This window comes from Citromicrobium bathyomarinum (assembly GCA_001306305.2).
Classification (GTDB): Bacteria; Pseudomonadota; Alphaproteobacteria; order Sphingomonadales; family Sphingomonadaceae; genus Alteriqipengyuania; species Alteriqipengyuania bathyomarina.
In genome coordinates this window covers 2970764-2995771 of record CP155577.1, presented here as the reverse complement: position 1 = coordinate 2995771, position 25008 = coordinate 2970764, and the positions used below count along the sequence as shown (strand labels likewise).

Here is a 25008-nt window from a genome sequence, read left to right as displayed (position 1 = left end):
GCCCCGTCCGGGCGGCGAGGGGAGAGATGGGCCCGTCGGCGCTGCGCTGCATTGACCCAGATCAAGAATGACAATTCGTCGGAATTCCGCGCAAAATTGATCCAGCGCAAAGACGCATTGCCGCGTATGACTAGGCTGCACCGCCATGTGGCCTTATCATCCCGAACTGCTGGAAACGCCCGTGCCGCGTTACACCAGCTATCCGACCGCGGCGGACTTCGACGTCCTGCCGGCCTGCCATTATCGCACCGCGCTGGAGCGGACGGAGGGGGACGTATCGCTCTACCTCCATATCCCGTTCTGCGAGCAGATCTGCTTCTACTGCGGTTGCAACACGGGCAAGGCGAACAAGCGCAAGCGGCTCGAAAGCTACCTGCGCGCGCTTCATCGCGAGATCGAGACGGTCGCCGCGCTGCTGCCCCGGGGCACTCGCGTGCGCCGGATCGCCTTTGGCGGGGGCAGCCCCAATGCGATCGCGCCGGTCGAATTCCTGCGCCTGATCGATGCGCTGACGATCCAGTTCGAGATCGACGATCCGGTCTTCTCGATTGAACTCGACCCGCGCACGATGAGCCGCGAATGGGCGCAGGTGCTCGCCGCCGTGGGGGTGGAGCGGGCCAGTCTGGGCGTGCAGACCTTTGCTGAGCATTGCCAGCAGGCGATCGGCCGGGTCCAGCCCGAAGAGCTGATCGTGCAGACGGTCGACTGGCTGCGCGAGGCGGGCGTCAGCTCGATCAACTTCGATCTGATGTACGGCCTGCCGGGCCAGACGCTCGATGATCTGGAGGATTCGATGCACCGCACCCGCGTGCTGGGTGCGGACCGGGTCGCGCTGTTCGGATATGCGCATGTGCCGCATATCGTCGCGCGGCAGCGCGTGATCGATGCGACCAACCTGCCCGACCGGGATCAGCGCTTCGCGATGGCCTCGGCAGGCTTCGGTTATTTCCTTACCCATGGCTATGTGCCCGTGGGCTTCGATCACTTTGCCAAGGCGGGCAGCGATCCGCTAGCGGCGGCGGCCACCAGTGGCCGGGTGCGGCGTAATTTTCAGGGCTTCACCGATGACCCCAGCGATGTGCTGATCGGGCTGGGCGCCTCGGCGATCAGCAGCTTCCCCGGCCTGCTCGCGCAGAACGAGAAGAATTCCGGCCGCTACCGGATGAAGGCGGGCGATGGTCAGCTGACCGTGACCCGCGGCATCCACCGCTCTGCCGACGACCGCTATCGCGGGGCTATCATCGAGCGGCTGCTGTGCGACGGGCGCAGCCGCGTGGGTTCGCGCCTGCTGGCCGAAGTGACCCCGCGACTGACGCCCTTCATCGATCGCGGGCTGGCGCATATCGATCGCGAGTGGCTCTCGATCGAGCCCGACGGCCTGCCCTATGCGCGCACCATCGCGGCGCTGTTCGATCCCTATCGCACGGTGTCGGCGCGCCAGTTCAGCTCGGCTGTGTGAGGAAGACTGGTGCGGACCGGCCCGCGTGGCCGGTCCGCTCAAGCAGCGCTATCGCTGCCGATCACGAAGATCCACAGCGCCAGACAGGCGATCCATCCGCCGTGGAACAGGATCAGCGCGAGCCATACGGCCCCGTGAGAGGCATATTTCCTGCCCGAATTGCGAATAATCACGCCGCGCCCAGCGCCAGCGAAAATCCGCGCCACATCCGGCAGATGCAGCAGCAGCCAGATACCCGCGATCAGGCTGGTCGTCGCAAGCGAGCCCATCAGCGCAGGCAAAAGCCACGGCGGCATCCGCGTTCTCCTTTACTCGAGTTCGAGAGTGTCGCCCTTGTCCGAGCGTTTGCGGCAATTGCCCGCGTGACACGCTTTGAAGCAGGGCTGCTCGGGCACCTGATCTGGCTCATCTCCATCGACCGGAATCCGGATCACGCCGCCGCTGCACAGCTGCGCGGTGATCGAATCGCCGCCGCCGGGCAGAGGGCCGAGCATCATCGGGGCGAGGCCGATCAGGAGCAGCCAGTCAGGCCTGATCATCGGTGCGCTCCCCATTGCCGCGATCCTGATCGCCGGGTTCCTCGTCGATCAGAATGCGGTTCGCCGCCCCGTCCATGTCGTCGTACTGGCCATTGCCCACCGCCCAGAAGAACGCGGCAAGGCCGATGCCCCCCATCGCCAGTGCGATCGGGATCAGGAAGGTGAGCCCGCTCATCGCGCTGCCCGTGCCAGCCGAAGCGAATTGGCAACCACCACCAGCGAGCTGATCGACATGGCGATCGCCGCGATCAACGGGGTCACGAGCCCGGCCAGCGCCAGCGGAATGGCGAGCATGTTGTAGGCGATCGCGAAGCCGAAGTTCTGCCGCACGACCCGCATCGTGCGCTGCGCGGCGACCACCGCGAGCGCGACCGGCATCAGCCGCTCGCCCACGAACACAGCGTCGGCGGCCTGCTGGCTCACGTCGCTGGCCGTACCCGGCGCGATCGAGACATGGGCGGCGGCCAGCGCCGGCCCGTCGTTCAGCCCGTCGCCGACCATCAGCGGTCGTTTACCCTCGGCCTTCAGACGCTCCAGCTCGGCCAGCTTCGCCTGGGGGGAGACGCGCCCGTGCCCGCTGATGCCGAGGTCCGCCGCGACGCCGGAGACGACCGTGTCCGCATCGCCGGAGATGATCCGGCTATCGAGCCCCGCCGCCGCGATCCGCACAATGGCGTCGGCCGCATCGGGACGCAGCGCGTCGTGGAAGGGGATGGTCCAGCACTGTCTGGCGATCCGCAATTCGGTCGCGGTCGCGCCGCCATCGCCCAGCGGACGGGTCAGGCTGACGCGCTGCCCGTCGAACATGGCGAACACGCCTTCGCCCGCGATCTCTTCGGGTTGGCTGATGGCCGCAGGCTTCACGCCCTGCGCGGTGAGCGCCTTGGTCAGCGCGCGGCTGAGCGGATGGTGGCTCGACAGCGCGAGCGCGAGCGCGACAGGCAGGGCATGCTCATCGACATGCGCAAGCTCTGCAACGGGCTCTCCCAGGGTCAGAGTGCCGGTCTTGTCGAACACCGCGATATCGGCCTCTGCCAGCCGTTCCAGCGCGCTGCCGTCCTTCACCAGCAGGCCCTTCTTCAGCAGCGCGCCCGATGCGACGACCTGCGCGGCGGGCACGGCCAGCCCCATTGCGCACGGACAGGTGATGATCAGCACCGCGATGGCGATCACCAGCGACTGGTGCCAGCCTGCGCCTGCGATCATCCAGCCGACGAAGGCGAGCAGGGCGAGCGTGTGGACCACCGGGGCATAGAGGCGCGAGGCACGGTCCGCGATCCGCACATAGCGGCTGCGCGATTGCCCGGCCTCGTCCATCAGCCGCGCGATCTCCGCGATCGCGGTGTCCTGCGCGGCGGCGGTGATCCGCACCCGGATCGGCGCGAGCAGATTGACCGCGCCCGCATGGACGCTCTGCCCGATGGAGACATCCTCCGGCGTGCTCTCGCCGGTCAGCATGGCGTTATCGATCGCGCTGGTCCCGGCCTCGATCGTGCCGTCGGCGGCCAGCGCATCGCCTGCGGCGACCAGCATGGTCATCCCCGGTTCCAGCTCTTCGGCACTCAGCCGGCGGGTCGATCCGTCGGGCAGCAGGATTGTCGCGTGGCGGCCCATCCGGCTCAGCAGAGAGGCGATGCCTGCGCGCGTGCGGTTGCGCATCGCGGCATCGAGCGCGCGGCCCGCGAGCAGGAAGAACAGCAGCATGGTCGCGCCGTCGAAAAAGGCGTTCTCGCCCCCGGTCGCGGTCTCGTAGAGGCTGAGCCCGGTGGCGAGCAGTACGCCGATCGAGATCGGCACATCCATATTGGTCCGCCCGTGGCGCAGCGCGGTGAGCGCAGAGCCGAAGAAGGGCCGCCCGGCATAGGCGATCACCGGCAGCGCGATCAGCGCGGAAAGCCAGTGGAACAGCTCGCGCGTGGCGCCGTCGGCTCCGGACCATACGCTGACCGACAGCAGCATGATGTTCATCATGCCGAAGCCTGCCACCGCCAGCGCCTTGGTCAGTTCGCGGTCGGGCGGGGCGGGCTGGGCGGTGGGACTTTCGATCGCCTGCGCTTCGAACCCGATCCGCTCCAGCGCGTCGACCAGCGCCAGATCGTCGAGCGTTTCCGAGTGATCGACCGTCACCCGCTTGGCCGAGAGGTTGACCCGCGCTGCGGATACGCCGTCGAGCGCCAGCAGCCCGCGCTCCACCTTGGAGATGCACCCGGCGCAGCGCATCCCCGGCACGGTCAGCCGCGTCGTCTGCAGGCTGGTCGGGGCATCCGCCGCGCTGGGCGCGGTCGGCACGGTTGGCGGCGCGTCGACGGAGGTGTTCACGACAGCGGTGCCTCGATCACCCGTTTGCGATCCCCGTCGGAGAGGGTCATCCGCAGCGTCCAGCGTCCCGCGTCGAGCGGCTGGTTCGCGATGAAGCGGCCATCATCTTGCCGGGTGAAGGCGAGGGTGCGGGTGGTCTTCTTCCCCAGCGGGTGGCGCGCGACCGCGGTCAGCATCGCGGTCTCGGGCGCGTTCTGCGTCTCGACCACCACCAGCCCATCCTCCGTGCGGCTCGCGTCGAGCTGCCACCCGGTCGCTTCCTGCCGCGCGGCCTCCGCCAGCCATCCGTTATATTTCTGGCTGGCGACGTAGGAATTTTCGACCACCACACCGCCGAAGCCGTTGGTGGCGAGCGAGGCCATGTAGAAATTGACCGCGACCACGATGCCGAAGCCGGCGACCATCACGCCCGCCATGTGCTTGCCGGTAAATTCGCGCATCATGATCCTCCTGCAGGGGCGTCGAAGCGGGTTTCGACGGTGTCGGTTTCGCGCTGCTCGTCCTGCGAGGTCAGCCGGAAGGTGAACTCGCGCGAGGTCGCATCCTTGGGTGCGACGACATAGGCCCGCACGGTGCGGATCTGGTCGGCGGGTACGTTGAAGCTCTGCGTGGCGGCGGCTTCATCGGCGCCGATGGTGTCGGTCCACATCTTCCCGCCCGGCAGCCCTTCGATCGCGACAACCATCTCGCGCGGGCGGCTTTCCATATTGCGCAGCTTCAGCGTGTAGGAATTGCGGATCGATCCGTCGCTCATCAGCATGTACGGCGGATTGCGGTCTGGCGAGACTGTCAGATCGGTGTGAGTACGCGTGCCCAGCGCGAACAGCAGGGCGGCACCGATCGCGCCCCACACACCGAAGTAGATCAGGGTGCGCGGGCGCAGCAGCGTCTTCCAGACGGGCTTTGCGGGGTGGCCCAGCGCTTCCTCGCGGCAGTCCTCCAGCGTGGCGTAGTCGATCAGCCCGCGCGGGCGGCCAATATCCTTCATCACCCGGTCGCACGCATCGATGCACAGCGCGCAGGTGATGCAGCCGATCTGCGGCCCCTCGCGGATGTCGATCCCCGTGGGACACACCGCGACGCACTGGTTGCAGTCGATGCAGTCGCCGAAATGCTCGGGGTCCTTCTTCGCCTTCTTCAGGCTGCCACGTGGCTCTCCGCGCCAGTCCTTATAGGTGACGATCAGCGATTTCTCGTCGAGCATCGCGCTCTGGATACGCGGCCAGGGGCACATGTAGATGCACACCTGTTCGCGCATGAAGCCGCCCAGCGTGAAGGTGGTCAGCGTGAGGATACCCACGGTCGCGTAGGCGACCATCGGCGCCTGCAGCGTGAAGAAGTCCTGAAACAGCGTCGGCGCATCGGCGAAGTAGAGAATCCACGCCCCGCCCGTCGCCAGGCTGATGAGGAGGTAGATCGACCATTTGAACGCGCGCCGCGCGATCTTCTTTGGCCCCCAGGGAGCCTTGTCGAGCCGGGCACGCGCGTTGCGATCGCCGTCGACGAAGCGGTCGATATGCTGGAACAGGTCGGTCCATACGGTCTGCGGGCAGGCATAGCCGCACCACGCACGGCCGACCGCGCTGGTGACCAGGAACAGCCCGATCCCGGCCATGATCAGCAGACCCGCGACGAAGTAGAATTCGTGCGGCCAGATCTCGATCCCGAACATGTAGAAGCGGCGGTTGGCCAGATCGACCAGCACCGCCTGATCGGGGGCGAAGGGCCCGCGATCCCAGCGGATCCACGGGGTGACGTAATAGATCGCCAGGGTGACGAACATCACGAACCACTTGAAGCGGCGGAAAGGCCCGTCGATCCGCTTGTTATGAACCGCCTTGCGCTTCTCGTAGAGCTTTTCGGGCATCTGCGTGCGCGGCGGCTCGTGCGGTTCGTGCCGGTGGGTGGGCGCTCCGGTCGAGGCGGTGGCGCTGGAGACGGGCTCGTTGGTCTTGGCGACCCCGTCTTTCAGCACGACCGACCAGTCGCGGTCCTTGTTAGAGTTCTCAGGGCTATTCATCGACCTCCACCTCGGGATCTTCCGCGACCTCTACGAAGTCTTCGCCTCCCCCGAGCGAATGGACATAGGCGGCGAGCATCTTGATCGTCACCGGATCGAGCCTCTCGCCCCAGGCGGGCATCACGCCCATGCGAGGATTGAGGATCTGACGCTGCAGGGCCGAGCGTTCGCTGCCGCGCAGCCAGATCGCATCGCTCAGGTTGGGCGCGCCCACATCGCGTCCGCCCTTACCCTGCGGGCCGTGGCAGGCGGCGCAGTTATCGCCGAAGATCTGCGCTCCGGCGGCGTTGGGCTGGGCCTTGCCGCTGAGCGAGAGGACGTGGTCGATCACTGCATTGATCTGGGCATCGTCCAGCGCGCCTTCGAACGGAGGCATCTGGCTGAAGCGGGTCTCGTCGTCGTCCGGCCAGCGAATCCCGTGGGTGATCGTGTACTCGATCGCCTTCAGGTCACCGCCCCACAGCCAGGCATCGTCGTTGAGGTTGGGGTAGCCCAGCTGCTGGTCGCCCGCACCGCCCGAGCCGTGGCACTGGGTGCAATGGACCTTGAAGGCCGCCTGTCCGCCGGCGACTGCCCGCGCCATCAGCGCGCTGTCGTCCGGCAGGCGTTCGATCGGGATATTCGCCAGCTGATCACGGAAGCCCTGCTGGGCCTGCTCGGCAGCGCTCATCTTTTCGGCCAGCTGGCCGCGGCTCGACCAGCCGAGCACGCCCTCGGTCGCCTTGTCGACCATCGGCCATGCCGGATAGAGGATGACGTAGATGATCGCGAAGATGATCGTGAGGTAGAAGGTCCACAGCCACCAGCGGGGCAGGGGCGTGTTAAGCTCCTCGATACCGTCCCACTCATGGCCGACGGTTTCGGTGCCGGTGGGTTCGTCGATGCGCTTATTTGCCATCGGTCTGATCCTCGAAAATCGAATGGGCTGCCTTGTTGATGCGGCGCTTGGCGCCGGGCCGGAACGGCCACAGGCACAGGAGAAGGTAGAACAGCAGCATGGCCATCAGGCCGAAGCTGTCCGCGAAGTGACGCAGCTCTTCGTAGAAGGTCATCGGCCTTTCTCCTGAGCGAGCTCTTCGAACGGTGCGGCGCTTTCGAAATCGACCAGCGTGCCGAGCATCTGAAGGTAGGCGATCAGCGCATCCATCTCGGTCACCCGGTCGGGGTTGCCGTCGAAGTCGCGGATCTGCGCCTTGGGATAGCGCTCTGCCAGGTCGCCCGCGGCAATGTCGGGATCGGCCTGCGCGTAGAGATCGGCCTCGGCCTGCTCCAGATCGCGGTCGCTATAGGGCACGCCCACGGTCTTGAGCGCCTTGAGCATAGCCTTCGCATCGGCGACCTTGAGGTCACGCTCTTTCAGGAAGCCGTATTTGGGCATGATGCTCTCGGGCACCACGCTCTGCGGGTTCTCCAGGTGCTGGATGTGCCATTCGTCCGAATAGCGGCCACCCACGCGGGCGAGATCCGGCCCGGTCCGCTTCGATCCCCACTGGAAGGGGTGGTCGTACATGCTTTCCGCCGCGAGGCTGTAGTGGCCGTAGCGTTCGACTTCGTCGCGGAAGGGGCGGATCATCTGGCTGTGGCACGAATAGCACCCTTCGCGGATGTAGATGTCGCGCCCCGCCTGTTCGAGCGGGCTGTAGGGGCGCACGCCGTCGACTTCCTCGATCGTGTTGTCGATCCAGAAGAGCGGTGCGATCTCCACCACCCCGCCGATCGCCACCGTCACGAAGGTAGCCACGGCGAGCAGCGTGATGTTGCGTTCCAGCTTCTTGTGTTTTTCGGTCAGGCTCATCGCAGGTTCCTATTCGGCCGGCACGCTGTCGGGATGGGCGGCGGGCCGCGATCCGACGATCGGCTTGTCTTTGGCGGGGTCGTAGCTGGGGCTGGTCATCGGCGCTTCGTCGCGCAGCTTGCCTGCCAGCGTCATCCAGACGTTGTAGCTCATCACCAGTGCACCCGAGAGGTACAGCAGCCCGCCGGTCATCCGCATGATGAACATCGGATGGAGCGCGGCGACCGTGTCGGCGAAGCTGTTCACCAGGTAGCCGTCGGGCCCGTATTCGCGCCACATCAGGCCTTGGGTGATGCCCGCCACCCACATGCTGGCGGCGTAGAAGACGATCCCCAGCGTCGCGAGCCAGAAGTGCCAGTTGATCATCCGCAGGCTGTACATCCGCTCACGACCCCAGAGCCGCGGGAACAGGTAGTACAGGCAGGCGAAGGTGATCATCCCGTTCCATCCCAGCGCGCCGGAGTGGACGTGGCCGATGGTCCAGTCGGTGTAGTGCGACAGGCTGTTGACGCTCTTGATCGACAGCATCGGGCCTTCGAAGGTGCTCATTCCGTAGAAGGCGAGCGCCATCACCATCATCCGGATGATCGGATCGGTGCGGACCTTGTCCCATGCCCCGTTGAGGGTCATCAGGCCGTTGATCATCCCGCCCCAGCTGGGCATCCACAGCATGATCGAGAACACCATCCCCAGCGTCTGCGCCCAGTCGGGCAGCGCGGTGTAGTGGAGGTGGTGCGGACCCGCCCAGATGTAGAGGAAGATCAGCGACCAGAAGTGGATGATCGACAGGCGATAGCTGTAGATCGGACGTTCGGCCTGCTTGGGCACGAAGTAGTACATCATCGCGAGGAAGCCCGCGGTGAGGAAGAATCCGACCGCGTTATGGCCGTACCACCACTGGGTCAGCGCATCCTGCACGCCCGAGAAGGCGCTGTAGCTGCGCGAACCCAGGAAGCTGATCGGCACCGCCAGGTTGTTGACCACGTGCAGCATCGCGATTGTCACGATGAAGGCGAGGTAGAACCAGTTGGCGACGTAGATATGCGGTTCGTTGCGCTTGAGCAGCGTGGCGACGAACACCGCGAGATAGGCGACCCAGACGATCGTCAGCCACAGGTCGACGTACCATTCCGGCTCGGCATATTCCTTCGACTGGGTGACACCCAGCAGATAGCCGGTCGCGGCGAGCACGATGAACAGCTGGTAGCCCCAGAACACGAACCGGGCGAGGCTGGGCAGTGCCAGCTGCGTCCGGCAGGTGCGCTGGACCACGTAGAAGCTGGTCGCGAGCAGCGCGTTGCCGCCGAAGGCGAAGATCACCGCCGACGTATGCAGCGGACGCAGACGTCCGAAATTGAGGTAGGGTTCGACGTTGAGCCAGGGGAAGGCCATCTGCGAGGCGATGAACACGCCTGCGAGCAGGCCGACAACGCCCCAGAACATCGTTGCGATCGCACCCCAGCGCACGATCTCGTCGTCATATTGAGACGGCGATTCGGGCATCTTGAAGAACGTGCGACCGCCGCCGACCGGATCGAACCGGCCCGCGGTTATCCAGATCATCGCGAACGAGACGATCCCGATGATCACCGCGTGCGCGGCAAAACCGGCGTCCTTGGCGGAGACTGCCACGGCCAATGACAGGAGGAGAAGGACGAACCACAGTCCGGCCCTCGCGAGTGCTGCCTCAATTTGCATTAATTGCCCCTTCCGTTTGCGGGCCGGTTAGGACCGCCCGGATTTGAACGCATTGATCGAGATCAATTTCGTGAAATTATGCCGCAACCGGCAGTTGTCCCGCGCAGCGCGACAGGCCGGGCAGGTCGATCACCCGCAGGGCGGATCGCCCCTCGGTCTCGATCAGGCCGAGATCGCGCAGCTCGCTGAACTGGCGGCTGACGGTTTCGATGGTCAGGCCCAGGCTGTCCGCGATCTCGCCGCGCGACATCGGCAGGTCGATCCACCCCTCGCCTCGCGAATCCGCGCCAAGCCGGTCCCAGATGGCGAGGATGAAGGATGCCACCCGCTCCTGTGCGGAGCGTCGACCGAGGATGATCGAGGTTTCCCGGCTGCGCGCCAGTGCATTCTCCGTCTCGCGCGAGGCAAGCCGCAGCATGCCGCAGCTATCCGGGCCGGAGCGGTTCAGGCTTTCCGCCGGGATCACCAGCAGTTGCGCGTCGGTCAGCGCGGTCAGCGTGAAGCCGTAACGGCCCTGCGCGGGCACGTGAACGACGTCGCCGGTGAAATGGAAGCTGACGATCTGCTCGCGCGCGCTGGAAACGAAGGCTGCCAGCTTGCATGCACCTGCGCCCAGAAAGGCGAAGTATGCCCGCGCGGGATCGAGATCGAGCTGCTCGCCTGCCGCCAGCTCCCTTGCGACAGTGTCGTGGCGCAGCCGCAGGATCACCGCATCGGGCAGCCCCGGGGGCAGCACGGCGGCGTCGAATGCGTCGAACAGGTCGGGGAAGTTCATGGGGTAGTCCTTTCCTCTTGGGAATCGGACTAGCCGCAGGCCCGCCGCGCTGCCTTGATCTGGATCAATGCCCCTGTGCCCAGCGGAGCCGATGGTGGCCCCGGGTCGCAGCCATCAGAGCGTGCGCAGGGGAGAGTGCCGGTGAGAATTCTGTTCGTCCATCCGAACTACAGATCGGGCGGGGCCGAGATTGCCGGCACCTGGCCGCCGGCCTGGGTCGCCTATCTCTCCGGCCCGCTGAAGCGCGCGGGCTTCACCGACATCCACTTCATCGACGCGATGACCGAAGAGGTCGACGACGAGGAGCTTGCCCGCCGCATGGCGCAGCTGCAGCCCGACGTCGTCGGTACCACCGCGATCACCCCATCCATCTACGCTGCCGAGCGCGTGCTGGAGCTTGCCGCGCTCACGATCCCCGACGCGGTGCGCGTGCTCGGTGGCGTACACGCGACCTTCATGTACCGGCAGGTGCTGACCGAGGCCCCGCATATCGACGTGATCGTGCGCGGGGAGGGGGAGGAGATCGCGCTCGACCTGTTCGGCGCCATCCGTGACGGTCGCTGGCGGCAGGATCGCGAAGGTATCAAGGGGCTCGCCTTCCGCGACGGAGAGCGAATCGTCGCGACGCCAGCCGCCGATACGGTGAAGGACATGAGCACGCTGACCCCCGACTGGGATGTGCTCGACTGGAATTTGTACAAATATCTGCCCTTGGGCACCCGCGTTGCGATTCCCAATCTCGCGCGCGGGTGTCCATTCACCTGCTCGTTCTGCTCGCAGTGGAAGTTCTGGCGCGACTACCGGATTCGCGACCCCAAGGACGTGGTCGACGAGATCGAGCAGCTGCACGAGCGGCACGGGGTCGGCTTCTTCATCCTCGCGGACGAGGAACCGACCATCAACCGCAAGAAATTCATCGAGTTCTGCCAGGAGCTGATCGACCGCGGCCTGCCCGCCAAGGTCAAGTGGGGGATCAACACCCGCGTCACCGACATCTATCGCGACCGCGAATTGCTGTCCTTCTACCGCAAGGCTGGGCTGGTCCATGTCAGCCTGGGTACCGAAGCCGCCGCGCAGATGAAGCTCGACCGGTTCAACAAGGAAACCAAGGTCGAGGAGAACAAGCAGGCGATCCGCCTGCTGCGCGAGGCGGACATCTTCGTCGAAGCGCAGTTCATCGTCGGGCTGGATAACGAGACACCCGAAACTCTCGAAGAAACCTACAAGATGGCGTGGGACTGGCAGCCCGATCTCGCCAACTGGGCGATGTACACCCCCTGGCCGTTCACCCCGCTGTTCGAGGAGATCAGGGACCAGGTCGAGATCCACGATTTCAGCAAGTACAATTTCGTCACCCCGATCATGAAGCCCGCCGCGATGGAGCGGGGCGAGCTGCTCAACGGAGTGATGAAGAACTACCGCCGGTTCTACATGCAAAAGGCGCTGTTCCACTATCCCTGGCGCGGGACGGGCTTTCGGCGGCGCTATCTGCTCGGCTGCCTCTACGCCTTCCTGCGCGCGGGCTTCAAACGCAGCTTCTACGATTTGGGCAAGGCGGGGTATTGGGGCCCGCAGACGCGCAAGAAGGTCGACTGGCACTTCGACGAGAGCCGCGAGGCTGCGGCCGATGCGGCGACCGACTGGCAGAGCAGTGCCGATCGCGCTGCGCAGGCCGCCGCCCGGCGTGAAGCGGTGCGAAAGCAGATGAAGGAGCGGGGCGAAAGCCGCGCTGCCGAACGCCACCCGGACCGGATCGATGTCCCCTGAGTCGGCCCTGGCCGCGCGGGACGCCGCCGGGCTTGCCGACGAGGCGGCTCCCGCGCTGATCGGCCCGCACGCGGTGATCCACCTGGCCGAGGTGATGCGCGAGGATTTCGGGCCGGTCGCCTGCGACACAGTACTCGCGCATGCGCAGATCGACGCCGTGCCGGGCGGCACCTGCATGATTCCCGAGATAGAGGCGCTGCGGCTGCATCGCTGGATGGCGGTGTGGGATCCGGTTGCGTGCTTCGGGATCGCGGAGGAGGCGGGGCGCAGGACAGCGGACTACATCATCGCCCATCGCATTCCCCGGCCGGCGGTGCGGCTGCTGGAGCTGAGCCCGGCGTGGGTCGCTGCGCCACTGCTGCTGACCGCGATTCGTCGCCATGCGTGGACCTTCGTGGGCGCGGGCCGGTTCGCGAGCGATGGGAGCTGGGGCTTCACGATCGATCGCCGCCAGGCGGACGATTCGATCGCGCCGCAGCCGACATTGTTCGCCTGGTACGCCGCCGTGTTTGAACGACTGCACAAACGGCTGGTGGACCCGCGCTGCGTATGCCGGGCGCAAAGCTGCGGGGCGGAGAGCCTGATGGCCCGGTCCTACCGGATCGAATGCATGTAGTTATCGCGGCGCGCGCCGGGCGGGGGGGTGCCTCAGCGATCCGCCAGGTTGGTTCCGGCGAGGAAAAACTCGGTCCTGGCGCGGACCCGTTCGGGCGTATGGGTCCGCTCGCTGCCGTGGAGAATGGCCTCGACGTGAAGATCGCTCACGATCAGATCCAGGAAGATCTCGGCCAGCATCTCCGGATCGCCGACCATCTCCACCCCATCCTGCTGCCACTGGGCGAACATCCGCGCCAGCGCGCGGTCGGTGCGGGTGGCGGTACGTTCGTAGAAGAGTTGCGCAAAATTCCGGTCTTCGATGCTCCGGGAGATCACGATACGCACCAGTGCGACCATTTCCGGGTCGAGGAAGTACGCCCGCAGTTCCTCCGTCAGCCGATGCAGAACCGCAGCGGGTGAGCCACCTTGCGACATGGTGCGATTGATGATCGCCTCGCCCGAACCGCCTTTTTCGAACACCACCGCTTCAAGCAGTCCGTCCTTGCTGCCGAAAACCTTGTATACGGTTGACAGCGAGCCTCCGGCCTTCTCGACGATATCGCCCACGGTCGTACGCTCGTAACCTTGCTCGATGAAAAGCGTACGCGCAGCATCGACGATCGCCCGCTTGCGGCGGTCCAGACGGCAGAAATCGCTAACACAGGTCGTCATTTCAAGCTTTTGGCCTCCGCGCTCAAAACTCTAGCAAGGCGGGTTGCGTTGCAAGGGTGTAATCACTATTACACCTTCGCACCTGCACAAAAGCTGACTAAGTAAGAAGGCGTTCCCCCATGAAGCCGATCCTCGCGGGCCTGGCGGCCTGCCTCATGCTCACCGCATGCTCCTCTAACGAAGAAGCGCCCGCGCCCCAGGCGGTCCCGGTCCAGACGATCACCGTGAAGCGCCAGAGCATCCCCAACGTCATCGAACTGCCCGGCCGGGTCGAACCGGTCCGCACGGCAGAGGTGCGCGCGCGGGTAACCGGGATCGTGCAGCAGCGCTTGTATGAGGAAGGGACGGACGTGCGCGCCGGCCAGCCGCTGTTCCGCATCGACCCGCGTGAACTGCGCGCGAGCTATGCGCAGACCCAGGCCGCGCTGACCCGCGCACGGGCGACCGCAGCCAATGCGCGTGCGGTGGTCGAACGCTATCGTCCGCTGGTGGAAGAGAACGCGATCAGCGGGCAGGAATACGACGCCGCACTGGCCGCCGCGCGTGAGGCCGATGCCAATGTCGCGCAGATCCGCGCCCAGCTCGAATCATCCTCGCTCCAGCTCGGTTACACCACCGTCCGCGCGCCGATCTCCGGCCGGGCGGGCCGGGCGCAGGTGACCGAAGGCGCGCTGGTCAGCCAGGGCGAGGGCACGCTGATGACGCGGATCGAGCAGATCTCGCCGGTCTATGTCAGCTTCGCCCAGGCCGCGAGCGAGGTGCTCAAGCTGCGTCGGGCAATCACCGGCGGGCAGGTCGATCTGGACGACAATGATCGGGTCGAAGTACGCCTGACCTTCTCCGACGGAACCGAATACCCCATTCCCGGCTATATCGACTTCCTTGCCTTCTCGGTCGACCAGGAGACCGGTACGGTCGAACTGCGCGCCGAATTCCCCAATCCCGACCGCCTGCTGCTGCCCGGTGAGTTCGTGCGCGCGCAGATCTATGCCGGTCAGGTGCCCGACGGGCTGGTGGTGCCGCAGCGCGCGGTTTCGCTGACCGAGGATGGCGGAAGCGTGTTCGTGGTCAATGGCGAGGGTCAGGCGACCGTGCGCCCCGTCCAGCTGGGCGCGATGGTCGACGGCAACTGGATCATCGAAAGCGGGCTCAAGCCCGGCGACAAGGTGATTGTCACCAATCTGCAGAAGATCCGCCCCGGCGCGCCGGTGAAGATCGCCAACAAGGCCGCGGGCGGCAAGCCCGCCGCCAAGAAGCCCGCCGCCAAGCAGCAGCCTGCCCGTACCAGCGGAGCCGAGTAACCAATGTCACGCTTCTTCATCGACCGGCCCATCTTCGCATGGGTCGTCTCGCTCGGTATCCTGCTGGCAGGCTTCCTCGCGCTGCGCGCGCTCCCGATCGAGCAGTATCCCGAAGTCGCGCCGCCTTCGCTGACGATCAGCGTGGTCTATCCCGGCGCCGATGCCGAGACTCTGGAAGAAAACGTCACCCAGGTGATCGAGCAGCAGCTCAACGGGGTCGACGGCTTCCTCTACATGTCCTCGTCGAGCATCTCGAACGGCACCGCGACCATCACCGTGACCTTCGAGGCCGGGACCGACATCGATATTGCGCAGACCGAGGTACAGAACCGGCTGAGCACGGTCGAGGCGCGTCTGCCCGAAGAGGTTCGCCGACAGGGCATCACCGTGCGGCAGGCCAATTCCGGCTTTCTGATGATCGTCGCGCTGACCTCCAAGGGAGGGCAGTACGACACCAATGATCTGGGCAATATCGCCTCCACCCAGGTGGTCGACGAACTGCGCCGTGTGAACGGCGTGGGCGATGTCCAGCTGTTCGGGTCGGAATATGCGATGCGCATCTGGCTCGATCCGGACGCGCTGGCCTCCTACAAGCTCTCGCCCTCTGCCGTTCTCGCCGCGATCCGCGAGCAGAACGCTCAGACGGCGGGCGGTTCGATCGGCGCCCAGCCGCTGGCCGACGGGCAGCAGATCACCGCCACCATCTCCACCGATGGCCGCTTCACCACGGCCGAAGAGTTCGAGAACATCATCCTGCGCGCCAGCAACGGCGCGGCAGTGGTGCGGCTGGGCGAGGTCGCGCGGGTCGAGATCGGCGCGCAGACCTATGCCAGCTCGACCGCGCTCAACGGCAAGCCGATGGCGGGCATGGCGGTCCAGCTGGCGACCGGTGCCAACGCGCTTGCCGCAGCGGAGGGCGTGAAGGAGCGACTGGAAGAGATCGCGCCGGGCCTGCCGGGCGATGTCACCTGGTCGATCCCCTACGACACCACGCCGTTCGTCGAAGCCTCGGTCGAGGAAGTGGTCAAGACGCTGGTCGAGGCGATGTTCCTCGTCTTCCTCGTCATGTTCCTGTTCCTGCAGAACTGGCGCGCGACGCTGATCCCGACGCTGGTCGTGCCGATCGCCCTTGCTGGTGCGTGTCTGGGTCTGTGGCTGTTCGGCTTTTCGATCAACGTTCTGTCGCTGTTCGGCATGGTGCTGGCGATCGGCATCCTGGTCGACGACGCGATCGTGGTGATCGAGAATGTCGAGCGGATCATGCGCGAGGAAGGCCTGCCGCCGGTGCAGGCCACGCGCAAGGCGATGGGCCAGATCAGCGGCGCGATCATCGGGATCACGCTGGTGCTGGTTGCGGTGTTCCTGCCGATGGCGTTCTTCCCGGGATCGACGGGCGGAATCTATCGCCAGTTCTCCGTCACACTGGCGATCGCGATCTTCTTCTCCGCCTTCCTCGCCCTGTCGTTGACCCCGGCTTTGTGCGCGACCTTCCTCAAGCCGATCGAGAAGGGACACGACCACGCCACCGAGATCGAGGTCGATGAAGAGGCCGAGGCGCAGCCCGGCTGGCGTGGCCGGCTGGCACGTGCGCGGGGCAAATCCGCCCGCTTCTTCGCCCGCTTCAACCGCTGGTTCGCTCGGATGCAGGAGAAATACGGCCGAGCCAACGACCGCATCCTGTCCCGCCCGTTCCGTGCGCTCGCGGTGTTCCTGGCGCTGGCGCTTGTCACCGTGCTCCTGTTCATGCGCCTGCCGACGGCGTTCCTGCCGACGGAAGACCAGGGTTATCTGATCACCGCCGTGCAGGCCCCTCCCGGGGCAACGCAGGAGCGGACCGACGAAGCGCTGGAGCCGATTGCCGATTACTGGATGCAGCGCGACGAGGTGGCGAACCTGGTCGTCGTGCGCGGCTTCAGCTTCTTCGGCCAGGGCCAGAACAACGCGATCATGTTCGCATCGTTCAAGCCGTGGAGCGAACGCACCGGCAAGGGCAGCAGCGCAGGGGCGATGCTGGAGGATGCAACTGGCGTGTTCAGCCAGGTCGAAGGCGCGCTGGCCTTCGTCATCCAGCCGCCTGCGATCCAGTCGCTGGGTGAGGCGAGTGGTTTCACGCTCAAGCTGCAGGACCGTGGCGGGGTCGGGCGCGAGGCGCTGACAGCGGCGCGCGACCAGCTGCTGGGGATGGCTTCGCAGAGCGACGTCATCGCCAACCTGCGGCCCGAGGATCAGGGGCCCAGCCCCGAGGTCGAGATCGATATCGACCGCGTCCAGGCCCGCGCGCTCGGTCTCTCGCTGAACGATGTGAACGCCGCGCTCTCGATCACCTTCGGGTCCGCCTATGCGAACGACTTCAACCGGCAGGGCCGCGTGCTTCAGGTGCTGGTGCAGGCGGATGCGCCCTATCGCATGACGCCCGAAGACGTGCTCGCGCTACGCATTCCCAACGATCAGGGCGAACTGGTGCCGTTCAGCGCCTTCGCCAGTGCCAAGTGGTCCGCCTCGCCGCAGAGCCTGTCGCGCTACAACGGCTATCCGGCGATGACCCTGTCGGGGATGGCCGCTCCGGGCAAATCCTCGGGCGCCGCGCTGACCGCGATGGAGCAGATGGCCGAACAGCTGCCGCAGGGCATCGGCTACGAATGGACCGGCATTTCCTACGAGGAAAAGCAGGCGGGCGGCCAGATCGGCCTGCTGCTGGGCCTGTCGGTGGTGATCGTGTTCCTGGTGCTCGCCGCGCTGTACGAAAGCTGGGCGGTGCCGCTGGCGGTGCTGCTGATCGTGCCGATGGGCGTGCTGGGCGCAGTGCTGTTCTCGATGTTTCGAGGGCTGTCGGCAGACGTCTATTTCAACGTCGGGCTCATCACCATCATCGGCCTTGCCGCGAAGAACGCGATCCTGATCGTCGAATTCGCGATCGAGGAGGAACAGCGTGGCCTGAGGCGGATCGACGCGGTCAAGGCCGCTGCCAAACTGCGCCTGCGGCCGATCATCATGACCTCGCTCGCCTTCACCATGGGCATGGTCCCGCTGGTGCTCGCCAGCGGAGCGGGCGCGGCCAGTCGGATCGCGGTCGGCACCGGGGTGATGGGCGGCATGATCGCGGCGACCGTGCTGGGCATCTTCCTGATCCCGATGCTCTACCTGCTGGTCCGGCGCAAAATCAGCCGCAAGCAACCGCAGGCCGCCGGGCATCTGGACGATCCCGAAGACAGCAAATCCGGCCCTGAGGCAGAAGGGGAGAAAGCCTGATGAAACGCTTCATGGCTCTCGCACTCGTATCGACCGCGCTGGCCGGGTGTGCCAGCATGGCGCCCGAGCATGTCCGGCCCGAAGCCGCGACCGCGCCCGCCTTCGATCCGGACTACCGGCCCGATGGCAGCGTTGTGGCATCGCAGCTAAGCTACCGCGAGTGGTTCAACGACCCGCGGCTCGTCCAGCTGATCGGCACCGCGCTGGAGAACAATCGCGATCTGCTGGCTGCGACCGCGCGGATCGAGCAGGCGCGCGCACGCTACCGCATTCAGGACAGCCGCCAGCTGCCGACCGTGGTCGCCAATGCCAGCGGCACGCGCACCCGGCAGCAGCTGGGCGTCAATCCCTCGCTCGACACGGGCGATGTCGAAGGCGCGCCCGACTCGGTCACCTTTAATCGCTTCGACGTGGGCGTCGGCGTCAGCAGCTTCGAGCTCGATTTCTGGGGCCGCGTTGCCAGCCTGAGCAATGCGGCGCGGGCCGAGTACCTGTCTTCGGTCGCATCGCAGCGGGCCTTCTACCTGTCGCTCATCGCGGACACCGCAACGACCTATTACGAGATCGTCGAGACGCAGGAGCAGATCGCGCTGGCCGAAGCGACGGCCGAAAGCCGCCGCGAAGGGCTGCGGATCGCCAAGCTGCGGCTCGATAACGGGGTCACCTCCGCGCTCCCATTTCGACAGGCGGAAACCCTGCTGACGCAGGCCGAACAGCAGCTTGCGAGCGAGCAGCTGGCGCTGGCACAGCTGCGCAACCAGCTGGGCGTGCTGGTCGGCGGGACGGTGCCCGACGCTTTGCCCGACGGCCTGCCGTTGGAGAGCCAGGCCGATGATCGCCGCCTTGCCGCCGGTCTGCTGTCCGACCTGCTGCTTGTACGGCCTGACATCATCGCGGCGGAGGAGCAGCTGCGCGCGGCGCGGGCCAATATCGGCGCGGCGCGCGCGGCCTTCTTCCCGACCATCTCGCTGACCGGCAATGCCGGGTTCGCCTCCGACAGCCTCGACGATCTGTTTTCGGGCAGCGGCTTCGGCTGGAGCTTCGGGCCGACGATCTCGCTGCCGATCTTCGACTGGGGTGCGCGTGAGGCCGATCTCGACCTCGCCAAGGCGCTGGAGGTGGAGCAGGTCGCGACCTACGACAAGACGGTGCAGACCGCGTTTCGCGAAGTGTCCGACGCGCTCGCCGGACGCCGCTGGCTGGCCGAGCAGGTCGCGACGCTGGAACGCGCGGTCGAGGCGCAAGAGCGGATCGCCCGCCTTGCCCGCCTGCGCTATCGCGAGGGCGTGGCGGACTATCTCGAAGTGCTCGATGCCGAACGCAACCTGTTCAGCGCGCGCCAGCAGCTGCTGGCGACCGAGCGGGCATGGCTGCAGAACCGCGCCACGCTGTTCGTGGCGCTGGGCGGCGGCAGCGAGAGGTAGCGGCGGGGCCGGGGCTTTGCTCCGGCTCCCCGGCTCACTTCGCCCCGGAATCAGGCGACGCCGCGAGGTCGCACGCCAAGTCGACCCCCGATTTGCAGGCCGAGGAAAGCAGCGGCACCGCGCGTTTTCGGTCCGCCGGGCCGCCTTCGCCGAGCAGCAGCATGGCGCCCAGATTGCCGCAGGCATTGGCCTCGCGCGCCGCGCATGCCTGTTCGAACAGCGCGCGTGCAGCGGGCAGGTCTGCAGGGCCGCCTTCGCCGAATTTCAGCATCACCGCGCTGTTGTTGCACGACTGCGCAAACCCGGCTTCGCACCCTCTGGCGAACATTGCCCGCGCTTCGGCGAGGTGTGCGGGATTCCCAGCGTAATTGTTATAGCGCAGCTGGCCGAGGTTGAAGCAGGCCCCGTCATAGCCCTGATCGCACGCGCGCCGGTAATTGCGCGCCGCCCCTTCCAGATCGTTCGGCCCGCCCGCGCCGTCTTCCAGCAGCGCGGCGAGCATGTTGCACCCCAGCACCTGACCCAGCGCGCACGCCTTGGCGGAGAAGCGGCGCGAGAGCCGGCGATCCATCGCCACCCCGCGCCCCTCGTAGCTCTTCATCGCCATCGCCATGCACGAATCCGCATCGCGCCGGGTGTCGCAGTCGGCGGTGAGGGCTTCGGGCGAAAGGCGATCGTCCACGAGGTCACCGGCGGTGAGCTCGCCAGCCGCGAGATTCTCGGTCGGGGCGGTCTGGGCAGGGGCGGCGGTGGCAAGGCTAGCCGCGATACCGATCGCAAGCAGTGGCAGGGCACTGCGCGCCGCCCACATTGCCGACCCTCGCGCCGCCCCGCCTCGTGCGATCATCCCGCGTCGTCCTCGACCATTCCCGAGGGGTCTTCGGGAAAGGCTTCATGCACCTCGCCGACCGGCTGCGTCCGTGTGAAGCTCACCCGGCTGACATTCAGGCTGTGGTCGGTCTGCTCGAAGTCGACATTCACCACGCCGCCTGTGGCGCAGCAGCCCGCATCGCTGTCGCGGCGGACCAGCGCGAACGCGCTGCCTTCCCGAAAATTGAAGCCGACCGGGGAGGCGATCCAGAACCTTTGCGGAAGCAGCCGATCGACCTGGCGCATGACCTCTTCGGCGCTGGTCCAGTTCCAGCCATCTCCGCTGGTGAACAGCATCAGGTCCGCATTGCCGAGCCTGCGATTGCGCGCGGGCACGTGCAGGATGAACCTGCCATCCCCGTCCCGCGCGGCGACCGGCGGGTCGAAATAGCCATCGACCTGCTGGCTGATCAGCGTCGAGGGAAGGGGCCCGCCGATCTCGCCGAGGACGAGCATTTCGGCGTATGGCCCGTCGGAGGGTTGCAGGCCGAGGATCTGCCAGTGCAGCGCCGGATCGCCCGTTGCGCGGTTGACCTGACCGCTCGCGATCACGCTGCATTCGGCCTCAGTGCGATAAAGGCACCGCTGGGCGAAGTCCGCCGCCTGCACCCCTTCCAGGTCGACCGCGCGCTCTATGTCGCTGGCATCGCAGCCGCTCTGGTATCCGCCGTCCGGGCACACGAATTCGTAGACCGGATACTCGGCCGGGATCTCTCGCTCGGCAACCTGCGCGCTGGTAGGGGTGGCGACGGCAAGCATCGCGCCCGCCAGAGCTGCAGCGATGTGAGATCTGGATGCGGTCATTGTCCCTCCGTTTCGATGTTCGCGCCATCGCGCTCGATTTCCTGACGCAGTTCGGCTTCGCGCGTGCACGATGGGCGGAACCGCTTCGCGCATCCGGCGGCGTAACCCTCCAGCGCCTTGACCCTGTCCGGCTGCGTCATCCCGCGCCCGTCTTCCACCATCATCGCGGCGCGGTGGCAGTTGCGCCCGCCGTAGCCGCGCTGGCAAAGCCCGAGATAGAGCGCGAGCGCGCGGACATCCTCGACCGGGCCGCCTTCGCCCGCGACCAGCGCATCGGCTAGGTTCTGGCACGCGGCGAGCAGGTTCAGATCGCACCCGCGGGCAAAGGCTGCGCGGCCGTCTGCCTGGTCGGGCGCGCCGCCTTCGCCGGTCATCGCCATGACGCCGTAATTCTGGCACGAAACATCGTCCGCATCGTCGAAGCATAGCGAGCGCAACAGCGGGCGGGCGGTTGGCGCGGCACCGCCTGCGATCAGCCGGTCGGCGTTTTCGCGGTCCTGCCGGACCTGCTGTTCGCTGCGGGTCTCCGGTGTTGGGTCGTCGGGCGCCGCATGGGCGCCCGATACGAGGGCCAGACACAGGCCTGCCGTGATCGCAGCGTTGCGGACGCATGCTATCGACATATCGCCAGCCACTCCATCAGCCGGTCCGCGCCGCGTTCCTCGCCATTGGCGTAGGCGGCGTAGAGATCGTCGGCCTTCTCCTCTGCCTCGACCCGGTCATCCCCGCGCTTCGACGCCTTGCCTGCCCGTTTGCGCCAGAACCCCTCGCGGTCGGCGGCGTTGGCGGCGGAGAGTTCGGGGCGCAGGGTTTGGCGCAATTCCTCGCCCGGCGCGCTTTCGACGGCATAGTTCCAGCGGTTCCACACGGCCGCGCAGATCAGCCGCTCGCCGGTGGTTTGCGGGGATAGGGCCAGCCGCGTGCCCGCCTCGAACGCTGCGTTGAGCGTGGTCGCTTCCCTGAATGCGGCGGCGGTATCCTCGGGCAGGGCGCAGGGTTCCCCGCGCGCCTTGCGCTCGTCCTGCTGCCGTGCCCAGGCAAGCTCGTCCTCGCTGACCTCGCGCGAGGCGGGTCCGGACAAGGCGTTGAGCGTGATCTCGGTATAGCGGAACTCGCACACCTGCTCGTCCGAGGGGCCGTCCTCGGGCTGGGCGGCGGGCTGAGCGATGGCCGCTGCCGCCGCGCCCGCCACTGCCAGCATCGCCGCAGGCCGCACGCCGGAGAGAATCATCAGCCGCCGATCTGGGCGGCCATGGTGCAGCCGTCCTGAATGCCCAGCTTGCAGCCCAGGCCGAACAGCCGCTTGGCCGCCGCCGGATCGGCCGCGCCGCCCTGTCCGTCGCGCGCCATCATCCCTGCATTCATGCACGCACCCGCATTGCCGGTGTTGCATGCCTGGCTGAAGCTGCTGCGCGCACCCGCCAAATCCTGTGGAATGCCTGCTCCGTTATATTGCGCAACGCCGTAATCGAGGCACCCGTCGGACTTGCCCGCCTCGCACGACAGCTTGAAGGACTTTGCCGCTCCTGCGGCATCGACCGGCCCGCCGCCGCCATCGCGCTGCAGGATCGCCAGTGCATAGCAGCCGTCCGCAGCCTGGCCCGGGCATGCCTTGGTGAAGTACTCACGGGCTTTGGCGTAGTCCGGTCCGCTCCCCACACGACCGAAATAATAGGTCGCGCCCAAGTCGTAGCATGAGGTGGCAAAGCTGGCATCGCACGCAGTGCTCAACGGTGTGATCGCGCCTGCGTAATCCTTTGCCCCGCCGCGCCCGTTGATCAGCATCGAACCATAGTTCTCGCAGGCCTCTGCCTGACCCTTGGTGCAGCCGATCTTGTAGGCGCGGCGGGCGGTCGTCAGATCGGCGGCCCCGCCTTCGCCCTTGGTCGCCATCGCACCCAGATTGGTGCACGCGGCGCTGTTGTTTTCGGTGAAGCAGCCGACTTCGTATTTCGCGCGTGCGGTGGCGAAGTCGCCCGCGTTATAGGCGGCCTGCCCAGCCATCGCGTTGCTGTCTCCGCCTGCCTCGACCTGCGCCATGGCCGGTGCAAGAGCGAACGCGGCAAGGCCGGCAAACAGCGTGGCGGTAAGTGCAAGAACCTTCATCGGTAACTCCCTCATTTACTGGCAGACCGGATGGCTGCTGGAGAGCCTCCGGGAGCCGGTGCAATTGTACGAACGGTATTTGTCGCGGGTCTGCTTGGCGATTTCCGCGCTGCTCGGCGTGCGGACCGGCTGGAACGACGAGCCCGAGCTGCGCGAATAGGACGAGCCGCTCGATCCGCCCGCCGCGCGCCACCGGGCGGAGCTGGCACCGGGCGTATTGGTGCAGTTCCAGATGCCGCAATCATTGGCCTGCCCGATCTGCGCGATCTGCGAGGCGGCGATCTGCGCCACGGGGCCCGAGGGGAACCAGTATTCGAGGACGTAGAAATGGTCCCGGAAAATGGTCGAGAGCGCACCCGCGCGCGCCGCCGCCATGATCGCCGTCTCAGCGTGGCTTTTCGAGCGCAGGTGATAGAGCGAATAGTACAGCGCGCCGTCGTAGTCGCGGCGGCCCATATACTGGTCGAACACCGCCTGTTCGCGCGCCTGCGCATTACGCGCGGCCTGGATCGCGGCCTCACGCGCGGCCTCCGCCTTGCGGCGCAGCGATTGCAGCCGCTGGCCGAAGGCGCAGACCTGCGCGCTCGCCGGATCGCCGGGCACGCAGGCGGCCAGCGCGATCTGTTCGGCAGGCAGCGCATCGTCCATCGCGTAGAGGATGCGGGCAAGGTCGATGCACGAGCGGCGATTGCCGAAGGTGCAGTTGGCGCGGCGATAGCGCAGCGCCTTCTCGGCATCGAACTGCGGCGATCCGGGCTCCGCAAACACGGCTTCGGCAACCTCGCACCCGTCCCGGTCGTTTCCGGCGCATGCGCGAGTGGCGAAATTGCCCGCGCTGGGCAGATCGCGCTCGACGTCGCCTTCGCCCGCGAAGAAGATCAGCGCCAGCCGTCCGCAGGCCGCCGTCTGGTTGGCGGCGCAGGCCTGCTGGAGGAAGCGCAAGGCGAGGAAGGGATCGTAGGCGCGGTTCTCCACGTCGGACAGCGCGAGCCCTGCGGCGAGGCACGCTGCCTGGTCGCCGCGATCGCAGCTTGCGATGCTCTGCTGGAGGGTGCCCGCCGTCTGCGCGAGCGTCGGCGTTGGGGCCGATACCGCAAGAGCAATACTCAGCGCAGCGCCCAGCGTGAGGCAGGCGGTCTTGATCCGGGCCAGCATCACAGGCCCGCCAGCCGCTTGTCGCACGAGCGGGCTCTGCGCAGCATGTCCTTATGCGCCTCGTCGCCGCCCAGCACCCTCGCGCGCTTGCGATATCTGGCCTGGACCAGATCGATCTGCCGGGTGGCGGAGACGCCGTGCGCGCGGGAATAGTCGACCAGCCACTTCTTCCAGTCGCCGGACGAATGGGCGAACGCCGCACCGCTGGACTCGGCAACCTCCACGACATGCGCGCAGTCGGCCATGATTCTGGCGATTTCTTCAGGCGTATGGTCCCGCGCGGCGGCAGGGGCCGGGATCGTGGCCGACATTGCGGCCAGCGTGGCGACACAGCCAATTCTCGAATGCATCGGGCCCCTCCCACAAACAATGGCAGGCAGCCTACGCCGCTGGCGGTCCGGCCAGTATGCACGATTGCTGATAGTTCGATGACGATCGCTGTTAGGTGGTGGCTGCGC

Annotated in this window: 25 protein-coding genes; 6 read left to right on the top strand and 19 right to left on the bottom strand. The window is 66.6% G+C overall.

All coding sequences use genetic code 11. The features are described 5' to 3' along the window. The first annotated feature begins 145 nt into the window (after positions 1–145). The gene (locus tag VO57_014930; GenBank protein XBL69407.1) at positions 146–1459 is read left to right on the top strand and encodes a radical SAM protein; all 1314 of its coding nucleotides are present in this window, start codon (positions 146–148) and stop codon (positions 1457–1459) included. A gap of 38 nt (positions 1460–1497) precedes the next feature. On the opposite strand, the gene VO57_014925 is transcribed toward VO57_014930, so the two are convergent. The 11 genes from VO57_014925 to VO57_014875 all read right to left on the bottom strand — a co-directional run bounded on the left by VO57_014925 (position 1498) and on the right by VO57_014875 (position 10605). Next, on the bottom strand, positions 1498–1755 hold the full coding sequence (locus VO57_014925) for a hypothetical protein (GenBank protein XBL69406.1): 258 nt from the start codon (positions 1753–1755) through the stop codon (positions 1498–1500). 12 nt (positions 1756–1767) lie between these two features. Beyond that, positions 1768–1998 carry a hypothetical protein gene (locus tag VO57_014920; GenBank protein ID XBL69405.1) on the bottom strand — a complete coding sequence of 77 codons (231 nt, stop codon included), beginning with the start codon at positions 1996–1998 and terminating at the stop codon, positions 1768–1770. Next, positions 1985–2173 (bottom strand): cbb3-type cytochrome oxidase assembly protein CcoS, encoded by a 189-nt coding sequence (gene ccoS / locus VO57_014915; protein ID XBL69404.1) that lies wholly within the window; start codon positions 2171–2173, stop codon positions 1985–1987. The genes VO57_014920 and ccoS overlap by 14 nt, the downstream gene beginning before the upstream one ends. Continuing rightward, complete coding sequence (locus VO57_014910) at positions 2170–4218, bottom strand: heavy metal translocating P-type ATPase (GenBank protein ID XBL71354.1); 2049 nt, start codon at positions 4216–4218, stop codon at positions 2170–2172. Before VO57_014910 ends, ccoS begins: the two co-directional genes overlap by 4 nt. 95 nt (positions 4219–4313) lie before the next feature. Beyond that, on the bottom strand, positions 4314–4760 hold the full coding sequence (locus VO57_014905) for a FixH family protein (GenBank protein ID XBL69403.1): 447 nt from the start codon (positions 4758–4760) through the stop codon (positions 4314–4316). Next, positions 4757–6184, bottom strand: coding sequence for a cytochrome c oxidase accessory protein CcoG (ccoG, locus tag VO57_014900; GenBank protein ID XBL71353.1), 1428 nt, complete (start codon positions 6182–6184; stop codon positions 4757–4759). The genes VO57_014905 and ccoG overlap by 4 nt, the downstream gene beginning before the upstream one ends. A 145-nt stretch (positions 6185–6329) precedes the next feature. Further along, positions 6330–7235, bottom strand: coding sequence for a cytochrome-c oxidase, cbb3-type subunit III (gene ccoP / locus VO57_014895; protein XBL69402.1), 906 nt, complete (start codon positions 7233–7235; stop codon positions 6330–6332). Continuing rightward, positions 7225–7389 (bottom strand): cbb3-type cytochrome c oxidase subunit 3, encoded by a 165-nt coding sequence (locus tag VO57_014890; GenBank protein XBL69401.1) that lies wholly within the window; start codon positions 7387–7389, stop codon positions 7225–7227. The genes ccoP and VO57_014890 overlap by 11 nt, the downstream gene beginning before the upstream one ends. Further along, positions 7386–8132 carry a cytochrome-c oxidase, cbb3-type subunit II gene (gene ccoO, locus VO57_014885; protein XBL69400.1) on the bottom strand — a complete coding sequence of 249 codons (747 nt, stop codon included), beginning with the start codon at positions 8130–8132 and terminating at the stop codon, positions 7386–7388. Before ccoO ends, VO57_014890 begins: the two co-directional genes overlap by 4 nt. Positions 8133–8141: 9 nt before the next feature. Continuing rightward, positions 8142–9824 (bottom strand): cytochrome-c oxidase, cbb3-type subunit I, encoded by a 1683-nt coding sequence (gene ccoN, locus VO57_014880; GenBank protein ID XBL71352.1) that lies wholly within the window; start codon positions 9822–9824, stop codon positions 8142–8144. A gap of 82 nt (positions 9825–9906) precedes the next feature. Beyond that, positions 9907–10605 carry a helix-turn-helix domain-containing protein gene (locus tag VO57_014875; protein ID XBL69399.1) on the bottom strand — a complete coding sequence of 233 codons (699 nt, stop codon included), beginning with the start codon at positions 10603–10605 and terminating at the stop codon, positions 9907–9909. Positions 10606–10746: 141 nt separating this feature from the next. Between VO57_014875 and bchE the strand changes: the two genes are divergently transcribed. Both bchE and bchJ read left to right on the top strand, forming a co-directional pair. Further along, on the top strand, positions 10747–12372 hold the full coding sequence (gene bchE, locus VO57_014870; protein ID XBL69398.1) for a magnesium-protoporphyrin IX monomethyl ester anaerobic oxidative cyclase: 1626 nt from the start codon (positions 10747–10749) through the stop codon (positions 12370–12372). Then, positions 12362–12988, top strand: coding sequence for a bacteriochlorophyll 4-vinyl reductase (gene bchJ / locus VO57_014865; GenBank protein ID XBL69397.1), 627 nt, complete (start codon positions 12362–12364; stop codon positions 12986–12988). Before bchE ends, bchJ begins: the two co-directional genes overlap by 11 nt. 32 nt (positions 12989–13020) lie before the next feature. Here bchJ and VO57_014860 read toward each other — a convergent pair whose 3' ends face one another. Then, on the bottom strand, positions 13021–13641 hold the full coding sequence (locus tag VO57_014860; protein XBL69396.1) for a TetR/AcrR family transcriptional regulator: 621 nt from the start codon (positions 13639–13641) through the stop codon (positions 13021–13023). Between the two features lie 119 nt (positions 13642–13760). Between VO57_014860 and VO57_014855 the strand changes: the two genes are divergently transcribed. Genes VO57_014855 through VO57_014845 form a run of 3 tightly spaced genes read left to right on the top strand, consistent with a single transcriptional unit; the run spans position 13761 to position 19615 of the window. Then, positions 13761–14942 (top strand): efflux RND transporter periplasmic adaptor subunit, encoded by a 1182-nt coding sequence (locus VO57_014855; protein XBL69395.1) that lies wholly within the window; start codon positions 13761–13763, stop codon positions 14940–14942. Between the two features lie 3 nt (positions 14943–14945). Continuing rightward, positions 14946–18191, top strand: coding sequence for an efflux RND transporter permease subunit (locus tag VO57_014850; protein XBL69394.1), 3246 nt, complete (start codon positions 14946–14948; stop codon positions 18189–18191). Beyond that, a complete protein-coding gene (locus VO57_014845; GenBank protein ID XBL69393.1) occupies positions 18191–19615 on the top strand; it encodes an efflux transporter outer membrane subunit in 1425 nt (474 codons plus the stop codon). Before VO57_014850 ends, VO57_014845 begins: the two co-directional genes overlap by 1 nt. Before the next feature lie 34 nt (positions 19616–19649). Here VO57_014845 and VO57_014840 read toward each other — a convergent pair whose 3' ends face one another. Genes VO57_014840 through VO57_014810 form a run of 7 tightly spaced genes read right to left on the bottom strand, consistent with a single transcriptional unit; the run spans position 19650 to position 24900 of the window. Continuing rightward, on the bottom strand, positions 19650–20462 hold the full coding sequence (locus VO57_014840) for a tetratricopeptide repeat protein (protein XBL69392.1): 813 nt from the start codon (positions 20460–20462) through the stop codon (positions 19650–19652). Further along, positions 20459–21289, bottom strand: coding sequence for a hypothetical protein (locus VO57_014835; protein XBL69391.1), 831 nt, complete (start codon positions 21287–21289; stop codon positions 20459–20461). Before VO57_014835 ends, VO57_014840 begins: the two co-directional genes overlap by 4 nt. Then, complete coding sequence (locus tag VO57_014830) at positions 21286–21912, bottom strand: sel1 repeat family protein (GenBank protein ID XBL69390.1); 627 nt, start codon at positions 21910–21912, stop codon at positions 21286–21288. Before VO57_014830 ends, VO57_014835 begins: the two co-directional genes overlap by 4 nt. Beyond that, positions 21903–22520: a hypothetical protein gene (locus VO57_014825; protein XBL69389.1), complete on the bottom strand. Its 618-nt coding sequence runs from the start codon at positions 22518–22520 to the stop codon at positions 21903–21905. Before VO57_014825 ends, VO57_014830 begins: the two co-directional genes overlap by 10 nt. Continuing rightward, the gene (locus tag VO57_014820; GenBank protein ID XBL69388.1) at positions 22520–23395 is read right to left on the bottom strand and encodes a tetratricopeptide repeat protein; all 876 of its coding nucleotides are present in this window, start codon (positions 23393–23395) and stop codon (positions 22520–22522) included. Before VO57_014820 ends, VO57_014825 begins: the two co-directional genes overlap by 1 nt. A 15-nt stretch (positions 23396–23410) precedes the next feature. After that, entirely contained in the window at positions 23411–24550 is a 1140-nt protein-coding gene (locus VO57_014815; protein ID XBL69387.1) for a sel1 repeat family protein, read from the bottom strand. Next, positions 24550–24900: a hypothetical protein gene (locus VO57_014810; protein ID XBL69386.1), complete on the bottom strand. Its 351-nt coding sequence runs from the start codon at positions 24898–24900 to the stop codon at positions 24550–24552. The genes VO57_014815 and VO57_014810 overlap by 1 nt, the downstream gene beginning before the upstream one ends. Positions 24901–25008 lie beyond the last annotated feature (108 nt).

Bases quoted from the DNA above. Each gene is read 5' to 3' on its own strand.
- VO57_014820 (XBL69388.1), bottom strand. From the start codon at position 23,395: ATGAAGGTTCTTGCACTTACCGCCACGCTGTTTGCCGGCCTTGCCGCG.
- ccoO (XBL69400.1), bottom strand. From the start codon at position 8,132: ATGAGCCTGACCGAAAAACACAAGAAGCTGGAACGCAACATCACGCTG.
- VO57_014910 (XBL71354.1), bottom strand. From the start codon at position 4,218: ATGCGCTGCGCCGGGTGCATCTCCAAGGTGGAGCGCGGGCTGCTGGCG.
- VO57_014850 (XBL69394.1), top strand. From the start codon at position 14,946: ATGTCACGCTTCTTCATCGACCGGCCCATCTTCGCATGGGTCGTCTCG.
- VO57_014845 (XBL69393.1), top strand. From the start codon at position 18,191: ATGAAACGCTTCATGGCTCTCGCACTCGTATCGACCGCGCTGGCCGGG.
- VO57_014930 (XBL69407.1), top strand. From the start codon at position 146: ATGTGGCCTTATCATCCCGAACTGCTGGAAACGCCCGTGCCGCGTTAC.
- ccoS (XBL69404.1), bottom strand. From the start codon at position 2,173: ATGAGCGGGCTCACCTTCCTGATCCCGATCGCACTGGCGATGGGGGGC.
- VO57_014905 (XBL69403.1), bottom strand. From the start codon at position 4,760: ATGATGCGCGAATTTACCGGCAAGCACATGGCGGGCGTGATGGTCGCC.
- VO57_014830 (XBL69390.1), bottom strand. From the start codon at position 21,912: ATGTCGATAGCATGCGTCCGCAACGCTGCGATCACGGCAGGCCTGTGT.
- VO57_014875 (XBL69399.1), bottom strand. From the start codon at position 10,605: ATGAACTTCCCCGACCTGTTCGACGCATTCGACGCCGCCGTGCTGCCC.
- VO57_014860 (XBL69396.1), bottom strand. From the start codon at position 13,641: ATGACGACCTGTGTTAGCGATTTCTGCCGTCTGGACCGCCGCAAGCGG.
- ccoP (XBL69402.1), bottom strand. From the start codon at position 7,235: ATGGCAAATAAGCGCATCGACGAACCCACCGGCACCGAAACCGTCGGC.
- ccoG (XBL71353.1), bottom strand. From the start codon at position 6,184: ATGCCCGAAAAGCTCTACGAGAAGCGCAAGGCGGTTCATAACAAGCGG.
- VO57_014815 (XBL69387.1), bottom strand. From the start codon at position 24,550: ATGCTGGCCCGGATCAAGACCGCCTGCCTCACGCTGGGCGCTGCGCTG.
- VO57_014890 (XBL69401.1), bottom strand. From the start codon at position 7,389: ATGACCTTCTACGAAGAGCTGCGTCACTTCGCGGACAGCTTCGGCCTG.
- VO57_014925 (XBL69406.1), bottom strand. From the start codon at position 1,755: ATGCCGCCGTGGCTTTTGCCTGCGCTGATGGGCTCGCTTGCGACGACC.
- VO57_014855 (XBL69395.1), top strand. From the start codon at position 13,761: ATGAAGCCGATCCTCGCGGGCCTGGCGGCCTGCCTCATGCTCACCGCA.
- VO57_014825 (XBL69389.1), bottom strand. From the start codon at position 22,520: ATGATTCTCTCCGGCGTGCGGCCTGCGGCGATGCTGGCAGTGGCGGGC.
- bchJ (XBL69397.1), top strand. From the start codon at position 12,362: ATGTCCCCTGAGTCGGCCCTGGCCGCGCGGGACGCCGCCGGGCTTGCC.
- VO57_014840 (XBL69392.1), bottom strand. From the start codon at position 20,462: ATGATCGCACGAGGCGGGGCGGCGCGAGGGTCGGCAATGTGGGCGGCG.
- VO57_014835 (XBL69391.1), bottom strand. From the start codon at position 21,289: ATGACCGCATCCAGATCTCACATCGCTGCAGCTCTGGCGGGCGCGATG.
- VO57_014810 (XBL69386.1), bottom strand. From the start codon at position 24,900: ATGCATTCGAGAATTGGCTGTGTCGCCACGCTGGCCGCAATGTCGGCC.
- VO57_014920 (XBL69405.1), bottom strand. From the start codon at position 1,998: ATGATCAGGCCTGACTGGCTGCTCCTGATCGGCCTCGCCCCGATGATG.